This is a genomic window from Kitasatospora sp. NPDC008050 (genome assembly GCF_042957465.1).
Classification (GTDB): Bacteria; Actinomycetota; Actinomycetes; order Streptomycetales; family Streptomycetaceae; genus Kitasatospora.
On the sequence record NZ_JBIBIJ010000002.1, the window covers coordinates 398,445 to 411,907 of the forward strand.

Consider the following 13,463-nt stretch of genomic DNA (forward strand, 5'->3'; position numbering starts at 1 on the left):
CGGCCAAGCGGGCGGCGGCGCGCGGGTTCCGCCGTCGAGGGCGGGGCCCTGTGAGAGGCTGGAACGCATGAATCGGTTGGCCGGTGTGACCTCGCCCTATCTGCTTCAGCACGCCGACAACCCGGTCGACTGGTGGCCCTGGGGGCCGGAGGCGTTTGCGGAGGCGGAGCGGCGGGGGGTGCCGGTGCTGCTGAGCGTGGGGTATGCGGCCTGTCACTGGTGTCATGTGATGGCCGGGGAGTCGTTCGAGGACGAAGCGACTGCCGCGTATCTGAACGAGCGGTTCGTCGCGGTGAAGGTGGACCGCGAGGAGCGGCCGGATGTGGACGCGGTGTACATGGAGGCGGTGCAGGCGGCGACCGGGCAGGGCGGGTGGCCGATGACCGTGTTCCTGACGCCGGAGCGCGAGCCGTTCTACTTCGGGACGTACTTCCCGCCCGAGCCGCGGCACGGGATGCCGTCCTTCCGGCAGGTGCTGGAGGGGGTGGACGCCGCGTGGCGGGAGCGGCGGGAGGAGGTCGCGGAGGTCGCCGGGCGGATCCGGGCGGAGCTGGCCGAGCGGGCCGGGGTGTACGGGGCCGGGGCGGGGCTGGCGGCGCCCGGGGAGGCGGAGCTGCACCAGGCGCTGGCGGGGCTGAGCCGCAGTTTCGACCCGGCGCGCGGCGGGTTCGGCGGGGCGCCGAAGTTCCCGCCGGCGATGGTGCTGGAGTTCCTGCTGCGCCACCATGCGCGCACCGGGTCCGAGGTGGCACTGGAGATGGTGGCCGGGACGGCCGAGGCGATGGCGCGCGGCGGGATCTACGACCAGCTCGGCGGCGGGTTCGCGCGGTACTCGGTGGACGCGGACTGGGTGGTGCCGCACTTCGAGAAGATGCTCTATGACAACGCACTGCTGATCCGGGTCCATCTGCACCTGTGGCGGGCCACCGGGGACGCGCGGGCCCGGCGGATCGCGCTGGAGACCTCGGACTTCCTGGTGCGCGAACTGGGCACGCCCGAGGGCGGGTTCGCCTCGGCGCTGGACGCGGACAGCGAGGACGCGCACGGGGCGCACCGCGAGGGCGCGTACTACGTCTGGACGCCCGAGGAGCTGGTGCGGGAGCTGGGGGAGGAGGACGGCGCGCTGGCGGCCCGGTTGTTCACGGTGACCGAGGCCGGGACCTTCGAGGAGGGCGCCTCGGTGCTCCAGCTGCTGACCGACCCCGAGGACGGCCCGGGCTACCAGCGGGTGCGCGAGCGGCTGTTGGCGGCGCGGGCGAAGCGGCCGGCCCCGGCGCGGGACGACAAGGTGGTGGCCGCCTGGAACGGGCTGGCGATCGCGGCGCTGGCCGAGACCGGCGCGCTGCTGGACCGTCCGGACCTGGTGGAGGCCGCGGGCCGCGCCGCCGATCTGCTGCTGAGCGTCCATCTCAGCGCGCACGGACGGCTGTTGCGCACCTCGCGGGACGGCCGACCGGGGGCCAACGCGGGCGTGCTGGAGGACTACGCGGACGTGGCCGAGGGGTTCCTGGCGCTGTACGCGGTGACCGGCGAGGCCGAGTGGCTGGGGCTCGCGGGCGGGCTGCTGGACACGGTGCTCCAGCACTTCACCGACGAGGCGTCAGGAGGCCTGTACGACACGGCGGATGACGCCGAGGAGCTGATCCGCCGGCCGCAGGACCCGACCGACAACGCCACCCCGTCCGGCTGGACGGCCGCCGCGCAGGCGCTGCTGAGCTACGCGGCGTACACCGGCTCGGAGCGCCACCGCACCGCCGCCGAACGGGCGTTGGGCGTGGTGGGCGCGCTCGCGGGGCAGGCGCCGCGGTTCATCGGCTGGGGGCTGGCGGCGGCCGAGGCGCTGCTGGACGGTCCGCGTGAGGTGGCGGTGGTCGGTGCGGCGGACGATCCGCGCACGGCCGCGCTGCACCGCACGGCGCTGCTGGCCACCGCGCCCGGCGCGGTGGTGGCGCTCGGCACGGCGACCGGGGAGGCCGCGGGCCCGGAGGTGCCGCTGCTCGCCGACCGGCCGCTGCTGGACGGGGCGCCGACGGCCTACGTCTGCCGGCACTTCGTCTGCGGGCTGCCGACCTCGGATCCGGCCGTGCTGGCCGAGCAGGTGGGGTCCACCCCGCGCTGAGGCAGGCGCACCGGGGGCGCGGATATTCGGGTGCGGGCGGCGGGCCCGGCGGCCAGGATCGGTGGATGACGTGGACACTCACTGAGGACGTGGCGGAGTTCCGGGCGCACGCGGAGGGCTTCCTGGGCGAGCACCCGGCCGCCAACACCGTGTTGCTGACCATCGTGCACCGGCTGGCGGCCGGCCAGTCGGTCGGCGGGGACCCCACGCTGCCGCCGCGCTTCGGCTGGTGGCGCGCGGACCCGCAGACTCCGGTGACCGCGGCCTTCGCGCAGACCCCGCCGCATGCGGTGCGGCTGAGCGAGATGGCCGCCGAGCGGGCGGCCGAGCTGGCGCTGGCCCTGCCCGCCGAGGCGTGGTCGGGCCTGGCCGGGGTGGCGGGGGCGACGGCGGCGGTCGAGGCCTTCGCCGCCGCCTGGGCGCAGCGGTTCGACCTGGCGACCGACGTGCGGGAGCGCCTGCGGCTCTACCGGCTGGGCGAGTTGGTCCTGCCGCGGGTGCCGGGGCAGCTGCGGGCCGCGGGGCCGGACGACCACGGGCTGGTGGTCGGCTGGTGGCAGGCCTTCCTGACGGAGGTCGGGATGCCCGCCTTCGCCCCGGTCGAGGAGAGCGTGGCCCGTCGCACGGCCGAGGGGGACATCCTGATCTGGGAGGACGGCGGCGCGGACGGGCAGGGCCGGCCGGTGTCGATGGCGGCGGTCTCCCCGGTGCTGGCGGGCATGTCCCGGATCGGCCCGGTCTACACCCCGCCCGAGGAGCGCGGCCACGGCTACGCGAGTGCGGTGACCGCCGGGGTCTCGGCGCTCGCGATCGAGCGCGGGGCCCGGGAGGTGCTGCTCTACACCGACGTGACCAACCCGGTGAGCAACTCGATCTACCCGAAGATCGGCTACCGGCCGGTGGCGGAGAACCTGGACCTGGGTTTCGCGGGCTGAGGAGTGCTCAGGGCTGCTGAGGGGCTCAGTCCCAGTCCCAGCGGATCCCCAGCAGGCAGGGGGCCAGCCCGGTGGCGATCAGGTGGACGCAGTGGTGTCCGTCCAGGGTGAGTTCCTCCGTCTCGTTCGGCATCGCCCCCGGTGCGCTGCTGACGAAGCGGTGGCAGCGCACCGGCAGCGCCTGCGGGTGGAAGGTGACCTGCAGGACGTACTGCCCGGTGCCGGAGTTGAAGCCGCGCACGTACTCGGTGCTGGGCAGCGGCGCGGGGGCGTCGTCGAAGCCGTAGCCGAGCAGATGGGTCTCGCCGGTGCGCAGCCGCCGGTCCAGCAGCAGTTCGGCGATGACGAGTTGGGCGGCGCCGTCGCGTCTGATCCGGCCGGGGCGGCAGTTCTCCTCGGCCCGCACCACCACCTGTGACACGTCGGAGCCGGGGTCGCCCTGGTGGATCGCCAGATACCGGTCGATGCCGTCGCGGTGGGCCCGCACCGCGTGCTGCGAGTCGCGGCGCAGCAGCTGGCGGTTGGGGCCGACCCGGATCCGCTCGATGTGGGTGACCGTGTGCAGGTCGGTGTCGCGCGGTCCGGGCAGCCCGGCGAGCAACTCGTCGACCGCGGTGGCGGGGGCGATCAGGTCGCGGTAGGGGCGGGTGGCCACCGGCGGCCCGGCGGCGGCGTCCGGGCCGGTGCGGCGGGGGCCGAGCAGCCGGGTGAGCGAGTGCGCGGGCAGCTCCAGCACCTCCTCCAGGGCCCGCACCGCGCGCAGGGACTCGGCGCGTTCGGGGCGTCGCCGGCCCTGCTGCCAGTAGCTGAGGCTGGTCACCCCGACGTGCACGCCGCGCTGCGCGAGGTGCTGCTGGACCCGGTGCAGGGCGAGGCCGCGCGCGCTGAGCGCGGTGCGCAGGGCGAGGTGGAACGGGCCGGTGCGCAGCACCATGGCCAGGTCGGGCGGGCCGGCCTGCCGTGCGGTGCGCTGTGGCAATCGCCCCATGGCGGCCTCCCTACCGGGCCGGGCGGTGCGGTGAATATTCACACCTCCGTGGGCCCTCGTCACCCGTTGTGTGGGCCGTTCGTCGCCCGGAGCCCGGTGCTGTTCACACTCGGAGGGCGCCGTTCACATCAGGTCCGGGGGCCACCGAACCACGGTTGACCAGGGACGGTCAACGGCTGATGCTCGGTCACACCCCACCGCCGTTCGCGACGGCGCCGGGGTTCGCGTGTCCCCCACTTCCTTTCCCTGCCTGTCCGCAAGGAGGAAACGCCCATGCCCCTGCCCAGAACGGCCCGGTGCCCCGAAACGGCCCGGCAACCCAGAACGGCCCTGGTGCGCAAGGTGCTTGCCGTTGCCGCGCTGGCCGCGCTCGCCCCGGCGCTGACCGTGGCGGCAAGCTCCCCGGCCTCGGCCGCCGCGTTCGTCCAATCCGGGCCGACCGACCGATCCGGGCCGACCGCCCAGTCCGGACGGCTCGCCCAGGCGCACCCGGCGTTCGCCGCCGGCACCAGCTCCGGGAGCAACGTCTCCAGCGCCGCCACCCCCAACGCCGGCACCTGGAAGACCCTCAACATCGGGATGCAGCAACAGCAGAACTCCAACTGGTGCTGGGCGGCCAGCGGCGACACCATCGCCAGCTGGTTCGGCTACACCTACAGCCAGAACCAGTTCTGCGACGCCGCGTTCGGCCGCAGCACCGACTCCTCCTGCCCCAACAGCCAGGCGGCGCTGGACAACGTGCAGAACGCGCTCAGCTGGATCGGGATCAACCCGGGCAACTACGTCACCGGGTACCTGTACTACAGCACGGTGCAGAACGAGATCAACAGCAACCGGCCGGTCGAGACCCGGATCCAGTGGTCCTCGGGCGGCGGCCACATGGAGGTGCTGTACGGGTACGACACCGGCAACAACTGGGTCTACTGGGGCGACCCGTGGCCCTCGGACAACCGCTACAACTGGGCCGACTACAACTACTACGTCAGCAACAGCTCCTTCTCCTGGACCCACTCCCTGTACCAGATCGGCTCGTGAGGAGGAGCTATGACGATCACTCAGTTCTCTCGCCGGGCCGCCGTGGTGGCCCTCCTCGCGACGACGGCCGGGCTCTCGCTGGCGCCGCTGGCCCAGGCGGCGCCCCAGCCGGCGGGCGAGGTGCCGCCCGCCGCGGTGGCCGCCGGCGACCTGGCCGCCGCCCGGTCAGCCGTCCAGAACCCGGCCGTCCTCGGTCAGTTGGGCGATTTCTTCGCCCGCAAGGGCGTGCCGCCCACCCAGCCGCTCCAGCTCGGCGCGGCCGACGAGGCCAAGGCGGCCGCGCAGGCGGCCCCCTCGCTGGTCGGGGCGACGGTCCCGGTCTACACCCTGGACCCGGGCTTCGTCTCGGGCACCAAGGGCGCGCCGGTGGCCCGGGTGGACTTCACGGCGACCGAAGCGGTCGCCGCCGACGGGCAGAAGGCCTCGGTCTGGGCCGTGCGGCAGAACGGGAGCTGGCGGGTGGTGAACATCGCCTCCGGCAGCGACGAGACCGACTACGCGGCGCGCGGCGCGGCCGGCGGCGGTGGCACGGTCTTCCGCGAGCCGCAGGTCAACGCCTGGTACGTGCTGCGCAGTGGCCGGGTGCTGCCGCTGGACACCGAGGCGCGGGAGTCGGTGGGCGCGAACGGGACGAGCCTGGCGGCGTACCAGCAGCTGGTGCACCAGCGGTACGGCGACAAGCTGCCGGGCTCGGCCTACGACAAGTCCGGCCTGGGCGGCGGCTTCTCGCCCACCACGGCGAGCGTCGCGGAGCAGGGCGGCGGCACCGGTGGCACCGGGGGCGGTGTGCTCGGCGGGCTGTCCGTTCCGGCGGTCACGGCCGCCGGGGCGCTCGGGGTGACCGCGCTGGCGGGGGCGGGCCTGGCCGTCCGCCGCCGGGTCCGCGGCTGAGCGATCCGGAGACCGACGGCGATCCGGAGGCCGACGGCGATCCGGAGACCGACGGCGATCCGGAGACCGACAGCGACCGGAGCCCGGCGTGGCCCCACGGGATCATCTCCCGTGGGGCCACTCGGCGTTGGGTGCCCCCGAAGCTGTCGGCAGCGGGCCCGGCACCCGGAGTTGATGAAACATTGATGTGTTGTTCGCTCGCCTTTGACTACGCCCTGTCACTATCGGTAGATACCATGTGTCACTGGGTTAGACCGGGGAGAGGTGGCGAGCGCCATGAAGGACACGCGGGACCTGCAGCTTTGGGGGACGGTCGCCGTCGTCGGTGCCGCCCTGGCCGTGGTGGCCGCCTACCTGGCCGACGGTGCCGCGCTGGTGTGGGCGGTGGCGTCGGTGGAGGCGCTGTTGGTGATGGTCCATGTCTCCCGCCGGTTCCGGCATCTGGGGCATCCGGTCGAGTCCCGCACCGAGCCCACGGCCGACTCCGACGCCCGCCCGGACGCCGCCCACTGCGAGCGCTGCCGCCGGGTCCGCGAGCGTGCCTCCCGTTGATCCGCGCGGGCTCGCGGGCCTCAGCTCGCCACGGTGTACGCCACCAGCGAGACCCCGATGTACTGCACGATGAACGCCCCGAGGGTGAACGCGTGGAAGACCTCGTGGAACCCGAACCAGCGCGGTGACGGGTTGGGCCGCTTGAGCCCGTAGATCACGCCGCCCGCGCTGTAGAGCAGGCCGCCGACGATCATCAGCGTGATCACCGCGACCCCGCCGGTGTGCAGGAAGTCGGGCAGGAAGAAGACCGCGGCCCAGCCCAGTGCGAGGTAGCACGGCGTGTAGAGCCAGCGTGGCGCGCCGACCCAGAAGACCCGGAACGCTATCCCGGCCAGCGCTCCGCCCCAGACCAGCCAGAGCAGCACCTCCCGCCGCCCGCCGTGCAGCAGCAGGATGGTGAACGGGGTGTAGGACCCGGCGATGATCAGGAAGATGTTCGCGTGGTCCAGCCGGCGCAGGATCGCGTCGCCGCGCGGGCCCCAGGTGAACCGGTGGTAGACCGCGCTGATCCCGAAGAGCAGCCAGGCGCTCACCGAGTAGATCGCGCAGGCGAGCCGGGCCCGCGGGGAGTCCGCCAGGCAGATCAGCACGATGCCCCCCGCCAGCGACGCCGGGAACATGCCCGCGTGCAGCCAGCCGCGCCAGACGGGTTTGGCGGGCAGTGACGCGCCCGTCGCCGTCATGTCGGTAACCGCTTCGGCGCCCACCGCGTCCGCGCCGGGGACCGGCACCGGGTTCTGATCCGCTGTCATAGCGCTCATGCTACCTACGCCTGCGTAGGTTACTTATAAGTAGGAAGTGGCACTCATCACTTTTGGACAATCTGGCAGAGTTGGATGTGATCCAGAGGGGTCTCGGACGTGCCACATCCGTCCGCGGAAGTGCCAGTTTTTGGCCATAGAGGAGCAAAACTTGCGGCAAAAACGCCATCGCGCCGTGTTGGGCTCTCCGGGCCGGAGCTACGCTGCAAGCACCCTCAACCCCCCGGACGCCTGCTCAAGGCCGAGCAGGCGTGAAACGGAGCGATCGTGTCGTACGAGAACTCTGCCGTCAGCGCGGCGGCACCCACTCGCCACCAGCGGCTGCTGACCTGGGTCAGCGAGATCGCGGAGCTCACCCAGCCGGACCGCGTCGAGTGGTGCGACGGCTCGGAGGAGGAGTACCAGCGCCTCGCCGATCTGCTGGTCGCCCAGGGCACCTTCAAGAAGCTCAACGAGCAGAAGCGCCCCAACTCCTACTACGCCGCCTCCGACCCGAGCGATGTCGCGCGGGTCGAGGACCGCACCTTCATCTGCTCCGAGCAGGAGAAGGACGCCGGCCCCACCAACCACTGGAAGGCCCCCGCCGAGATGCGGGCCGTCTTCAGCGGTGAGCAGGGCCTGTTCCGTGGCGCGATGAAGGGCCGCACGATGTACGTCGTGCCGTTCTCGATGGGCCCGGTCGGCTCGCCGCTGGCCGCGTACGGCGTCGAGATCACCGACTCCGCCTACGTCGCCGTGTCGATGCGCGTGATGACCCGCATGGGCCAGGCCGTGCTCGACCAGCTCGGCGAGGACGGCGAGTTCGTCAAGGCCGTGCACACCGTGGGCGCCCCGCTCGCCGAGGGCCAGGCCGACGTGCCGTGGCCGTGCAACAGCACCAAGTACATCTCGCACTTCCCGGAGACCCGCGAGATCTGGTCCTTCGGTTCCGGCTACGGCGGCAACGCCCTGCTCGGCAAGAAGTGCTACGCGCTGCGCATCGCCTCCACCATGGCGCGCGACGAGGGCTGGCTGGCCGAGCACATGCTCGTCCTCAAGCTCACGGCCCCGGGTGGTGAGGTCAAGTACGTCACGGCGGCCTTCCCGAGCGCCTGCGGCAAGACCAACCTCGCCATGCTCCAGCCCACCGTCCCGGGCTGGAAGGTCGAGACGATCGGCGACGACATCGCCTGGATGCGCTTCGGCGCCGACGGCCGGCTCTACGCGATCAACCCGGAGGCCGGCTTCTTCGGCGTCGCCCCGGGCACCGGCGTGGACACCAACGCCAACGCGATCGACACCCTGTACGGCAACACCGTCTTCACCAACGTCGCGCTGACCGACGACGGCGACGTCTGGTGGGAGGGCCTGACGGAGGAGCCGCCCGCCCACCTGATCGACTGGCGCGGCAACGACTGGACGCCGGCCAGCGGGACCCCGGCCGCGCACCCGAACGCGCGCTTCGCCGTCCCGGCCGCGCAGTGCCCGACCATCGCCCCCGAGTGGGAGGACCCGGCGGGTGTGCCGATCTCGGCCATCCTGTTCGGCGGCCGTCGGGCCACCGCCGTCCCGCTGGTCACCGAGTCCTTCGACTGGCAGCACGGCGTCTTCCTGGGCTCCAACATCGCCTCGGAGAAGACCGCCGCCGCCGAGGGCACCGTGGGCGAGCTGCGCCGCGACCCGTTCGCGATGCTGCCCTTCTGCGGCTACAACATGGGTGACTACTTCGCCCACTGGCTCAAGCTCGGCGCCGCCGCCGACGCGGCCAAGCTGCCGAAGATCTACTACGTCAACTGGTTCCGCAAGAACGCCGAGGGCAAGTTCGTCTGGCCGGGCTACGGCGAGAACAGCCGCGTGCTGAAGTGGATCGTCGAGCGCCTGCAGGGCACCGGCGAGGGCGTCGAGACCCCGATCGGCGTGCTGCCGGCCAAGGACGCGCTCGACCTGGACGGCCTCGACCTCTCGGAGCAGGACCTGGAGCTGCTGCTCTCGGTCGACACCGAGATCTGGCGCCAGGAGGCCGCGCTCATCCCGGCCCACCTGGAGCTGTTCGGCGACCACACGCCCACCGAGCTGTGGGACGAGTACCAGGCCCTGGTCAAGCGCCTGGGCTGAGGCCAAGAGACCAGGTCCGGCCGCCGCTGCGGAGTGGCGCGGCGGCCGGGCCTATGACGCAGTACGGCCGCGGTCCCCGGGCCGGCGATCTCCCCGTCCGGGGGTCGCCGGGCCGGGGACCGCGGCCGTTGGGCAGTGCGGGGCCTGTCAGGCAGGACTACGGCTGGACGTACCCCGCCAGGAAGTCGCCGATCCGGGTCACCGCGTCCTCGATCTCCTCCGGCCGCGGCAGCGTGACCAGCCGGAAGTGGTCCGGCTCCGGCCAGTTGAAGCCGCTGCCCTGGACGATCAGGATCCGCTGGGCGCGCAGCAGGTCGAGCACCATCTGCGCGTCGTCCTTGATCTTGTAGATCGAGGGGTCGAGCCGCGGGAACGCGTACAGCGCGCCCTTCGGCTTCACGCAGCTGACGCCCGGGATCTCGTTGAGCAGCCGGTAGGCGGCGTCCCGGGACTCCAGCAGCCGACCGCCGGGCAACAGCAGGTCCTTGATCGACTGCCGGCCGCCGAGCGCGGCCGCCACCGCGTGCTGCGCGGGCATGTTGGCGCACAGCCGCATGCTGGCCAGCACGTGCAGGCCCTCGATGTAGCTGTGTGCGCGGGCCCGGTCGCCGGAGAGCACCATCCAGCCGGAGCGGAAGCCGGCCACCCGGTAGGCCTTGGACATGCCGTTGAAGGTGACGCAGAACAGGTCGGGCGCCAGCGTGGCCAGCGGCACGTGCTCCACGCCGTCGTAGAGGATCTTGTCGTAGATCTCGTCCGCGTAGATCACCAGCTGGTGCCGGCGGGCGATCTCCACGATCCCCTCCAGCACCTCGCGCGGGTAGACCGCACCGGTCGGGTTGTTCGGGTTGATCACCACGATCGCCCGGGTCCGGTCGGTGACCTTGGACTCGATGTCCGCCAGGTCCGGGTACCACTCGGCCTGCTCGTCGCAGCGGTAGTGCACGGCGGTGCCGCCGGCCAGGCTGACCGAGGCCGTCCACAGCGGGTAGTCGGGCGCGGGGACGAGCACCTCGTCGCCGTCGTTCAGCAGCGCGTTCATGGCGATCTGGATGAGCTCGGAGACGCCGTTGCCGAGGAAGACGTCCTCCACGCTCAGCCCGTGCAGCCCGCGCTCCTCGTACTGCATGACCACCGCGCGGCGCGCGGACAGCAGGCCCTTGGAGTCGCCGTAGCCGTGCGCGGAGGAGAGGTTGCGCAGGATGTCCTGGAGGATCTCCGGCGGCGCCTCGAAGCCGAACGCGGCGGGGTTGCCGGTGTTCAGCTTGAGGATGCGATGCCCCTGGTCCTCCAGTCGCATCGCCTCGTCGAGCACCGGACCCCGGATGTCGTAGCAGACATGGGCGAGCTTGCTGGACTGGATGACCTGCATCCCGTCACTGTACGGCGCCCGGGTGCGCGCCCGCGCGTGTTCTTGACCACGCGGCCCGCGGGGACCCGGTGCCCGGCCCACGCGTCACGGCACGGGAAGGGCTGTTCACGGCACCGGCGGGGCTGGTCACGGTACGGGCGGGGCTGGTCACGGCACCGGCAGGGCATAGAACGAGCGCCCCAGGGCCGCGTAGAGCAGCGCGTTGTCGGTGTCGAGCCGCCAGCCGGCGGCGAACCGCGAGTCCGGCGCGAACACCCCGTCCACGCGCCGACGGCGCAGGTCGACCCGGTACAGCTGGTTCGACGCGCCCGGCACGAAGAGACTGTCGTGCACCACCAGGGCGGGCGCCGTGGCCGGTGGCCCGGGCAGCGCGCAGGACCAGCGCTGGGCGCCGTCCGAGGCGTCGAACGCGTACACCAGCGGCGGCCCGCAGGTGGCCAGCACCAGCCCGCGGTAGGGAGCGGGCGGCGCCCAGGGGCCGGCGGCCCCGCGCGGCAGCGCGGCCTGCCAGAGCTCGCTGCCGTCCGCGTTGGCCAGCGCCTGCAGGGTCAACTCGTCCTGGCCGACCGGCAGGTAGAACTGGTCGATGTCGGGGACGATCCAGCTGGTGCGCTTGGCCGTGCTGGTCTCCGGGTCGGCCGCGCTGGTCGCCGGGAACTGCCACAGCGCGTCGCCGTGCAGGGGGTCCAGCACCGTCACGTAGCCGGAGGTGTCGGAGGCGAAGACCAGCGCGCCGGTCTGGGTGCGGCCGCGGTAGGCGGAGTCGCTGGCGAAGATCGTGCCGGTCCGGATGATGGTGTCGGGGACGGCCCACTTGACCGCGTGGTTGCCGAGCGAGAGCGCGAACCAGGCGTACTGGGTGGGCGGGCCGCTCTCCGGCAGCACCGGGCCGCCGCCGTACAGCGCGTAGTCGTTGGCCAGCAGCAGCGTCTGCGGCAGCACCGGGCCGAGCGAGGTCGACAGCTGCCCCGGGGGCCGGGTCGGCGGGGTGCCGGCGGTGCTCCAGTTCTGGGTGCCGGTGGCGGTGTTGAAGCAGTAGATGATGTTGCCGGCCAGCGCCAGGGTCAGCGGACCGGTCACCACCGGGTGGCTGAGCGGGCCGTCGGGCGCGGTGAACGACCAGGCGACCACCCCGCTGATGCCGTCCACGGCGATCAGCTGCCCGTCAGAGGTGTAGAGCAGCATGTCGTTCGCGGGGGAGGGAGCGAACTCCGGCTGCAGGCTGTCCTCGACGTCGCTGCTGTGCACCCAGAGCCGCTGCAGCTGCTCGACGGGCGGTGCGGCGGGCGGGGGAGGGCCGGGGCGGCCCAGCGCGGCCCAACTCATCGCTCCCGCGCCGATGGTGGCGGCCGCGCCGGTGAGCAGCGCGCTGCGGCGGGAGAGCGTGGCGGGTGCGCGGGGCGGGGCGCTGGCCGGCGCCGGCGCCGGCGCCGGCACGGGGGCGGGTGCCGGGGCGACGGCGGCGGCAGGCGTTGCGGGGCCGGGGCCGGGGCCGGGGCCGTGGACGGGACCGGCGGTGCCCGGGCCTGCGTCCCGCCCCCCGCCGGTGAGCGCCCCGCCGAGCTGGGCCAGCGCCCGGCCGAACCCGGATCCGGCCCGTCCGGCGGGCTGCAAATAGCCGTCCGCCGCCCGGAGTTGCTCCTCCACGATGGAGCGCATCGCCGCCGGCAGCCAGGTCGGCAGATACTCCAGCGCCTCCCCGGCCTCGTCCGGCAGCAGCCGCCCGCGCACCGCCCGGGCGAGCGGCCGGTCGATCGGGTCGCGGGAGAGCAGGTCGCGCAGCAGCGGCCGCAGGCCGGCCGGCACCGTGCGCAGGTCGGGGCCGTGGCCGGCGAGCCGGCCGAGCCGACCGGCGAGTGTGCCCGGTCTGCTCCGGTAGGGCGGGCCGAGGTGCGGCCGGTGGCCCGTGGCGGCGTAGTGGAGCACCGCGCCCAGCGCGTACAGGTCCCCGGCCGGCCCGGCCCGGAACCCCGCCGCCGCCTCGGGCGCCAGGTAGCCGGGTGTGCCGATCACCGCGCCGGTGCGGGTCAGCGCGGGCGCCCCGGCGGCGCGGGCGATGCCGAAGTCGATCACCTGCGGCCCGGCGGCGGTCAACAGCACGTTGGCGGGCGTCAGATCGCGGTGCGCCAGCCCGGCCGCGTGGATCGCGGTGAGCGCCTCCGCCAGCCCGGCGCCCAGCCGGCGCACCGTGCGCTCGGGCAGTGCCCCGCCCTTCTCCACCAGCTCGCGCAGCGCCACGCCGCGCACGAACTCGGTGGCCAGCCAGGGCGGTTCGGCTTCGGCGTCGGCCGCGACCAGCGCCGCCACGAACGGGCTGCTGACCGCGCCGGCGGCCGTCACCTCGGCCCGGAACCGGGGCCGGTAGTCACGGCCCCGCGCGTAGTCGGCGTCCACCACCTTGACCGCGACGGCTCGGACGGGCCCCGGCCCCGTGCCCTCGCTCGGCCGTCCCAGGTAGACCCGGCCCATGCCGCCGGAACCGAGCCGGGCCAGCAGTCGGTACGGCCCGATGGTCCGCGGATCCTGCGGCCCGAGCGGCTGCGGCGCCATGCGTGTGATCCCCCGTGCGTCGTCGGTGACGATCGGTCAGATCACTACTGTGGTGGGCGCGCGCCCCGCTGGGAAGACCAACAGCGTTGTGCGCGGGCGCAGTCCGGGTGCGTGCGAGGCAGTCGGTCCCGTGCGGCGCACTGCCGGCCCGCGCCGTGATTGGCGG

10 protein-coding genes are annotated in these 13,463 nt (G+C 73.5%); 6 read left to right on the forward strand and 4 right to left on the reverse strand.

Going from position 1 to position 13,463, the window contains the following annotated elements; genetic code table 11:
- Window positions 1-67 precede the first annotated feature (67 nt).
- Together ACFZB9_RS05240 and ACFZB9_RS05245 are read left to right on the forward strand one after the other, a co-directional pair.
- A complete protein-coding gene (locus tag ACFZB9_RS05240; protein WP_391443744.1) occupies window positions 68-2,119 on the forward strand; it encodes a thioredoxin domain-containing protein in 2,052 nt (683 codons plus the stop codon).
- 65 nt (window positions 2,120-2,184) lie between these two features.
- Complete coding sequence (locus ACFZB9_RS05245) at window positions 2,185-3,054, forward strand: GNAT family N-acetyltransferase (RefSeq protein WP_391443746.1); 870 nt, start codon at window positions 2,185-2,187, stop codon at window positions 3,052-3,054.
- 25 nt (window positions 3,055-3,079) lie between these two features.
- On the opposite strand, the gene ACFZB9_RS05250 is transcribed toward ACFZB9_RS05245, so the two are convergent.
- Window positions 3,080-4,042, reverse strand: a complete 963-nt coding sequence (locus ACFZB9_RS05250; RefSeq protein ID WP_391443747.1) for a hypothetical protein — start codon at window positions 4,040-4,042, stop codon at window positions 3,080-3,082.
- A 273-nt stretch (window positions 4,043-4,315) separates the two neighbouring features.
- Between ACFZB9_RS05250 and ACFZB9_RS05255 the strand changes: the two genes are divergently transcribed.
- The 3 genes from ACFZB9_RS05255 (at window position 4,316) to ACFZB9_RS05265 (ending at window position 6,520) form a co-directional block, all read left to right on the forward strand.
- Complete coding sequence (locus tag ACFZB9_RS05255; RefSeq protein ID WP_391443749.1) at window positions 4,316-5,077, forward strand: papain-like cysteine protease family protein; 762 nt, start codon at window positions 4,316-4,318, stop codon at window positions 5,075-5,077.
- 9 nt (window positions 5,078-5,086) lie between these two features.
- Window positions 5,087-5,968: a hypothetical protein gene (locus ACFZB9_RS05260; protein WP_391443751.1), complete on the forward strand. Its 882-nt coding sequence runs from the start codon at window positions 5,087-5,089 to the stop codon at window positions 5,966-5,968.
- Between the two features lie 276 nt (window positions 5,969-6,244).
- Window positions 6,245-6,520 (forward strand): hypothetical protein, encoded by a 276-nt coding sequence (locus ACFZB9_RS05265; protein ID WP_391443753.1) that lies wholly within the window; start codon window positions 6,245-6,247, stop codon window positions 6,518-6,520.
- Between the two features lie 20 nt (window positions 6,521-6,540).
- Here the strand turns inward: ACFZB9_RS05265 and ACFZB9_RS05270 are convergent, their stop codons facing one another.
- Window positions 6,541-7,281, reverse strand: a complete 741-nt coding sequence (locus tag ACFZB9_RS05270; RefSeq protein ID WP_391443755.1) for a hemolysin III family protein — start codon at window positions 7,279-7,281, stop codon at window positions 6,541-6,543.
- A 267-nt stretch (window positions 7,282-7,548) separates the two neighbouring features.
- Between ACFZB9_RS05270 and ACFZB9_RS05275 the strand changes: the two genes are divergently transcribed.
- On the forward strand, window positions 7,549-9,375 hold the full coding sequence (locus ACFZB9_RS05275; protein ID WP_391443757.1) for a phosphoenolpyruvate carboxykinase (GTP): 1,827 nt from the start codon (window positions 7,549-7,551) through the stop codon (window positions 9,373-9,375).
- A gap of 157 nt (window positions 9,376-9,532) precedes the next feature.
- Here the strand turns inward: ACFZB9_RS05275 and ACFZB9_RS05280 are convergent, their stop codons facing one another.
- A complete protein-coding gene (locus ACFZB9_RS05280) occupies window positions 9,533-10,747 on the reverse strand; it encodes a pyridoxal phosphate-dependent aminotransferase (protein ID WP_391443759.1) in 1,215 nt (404 codons plus the stop codon).
- 147 nt (window positions 10,748-10,894) lie between these two features.
- On the reverse strand, window positions 10,895-13,297 hold the full coding sequence (locus tag ACFZB9_RS05285; RefSeq protein ID WP_391443761.1) for a PQQ-binding-like beta-propeller repeat protein: 2,403 nt from the start codon (window positions 13,295-13,297) through the stop codon (window positions 10,895-10,897).
- Window positions 13,298-13,463: the final 166 nt, after the last annotated feature.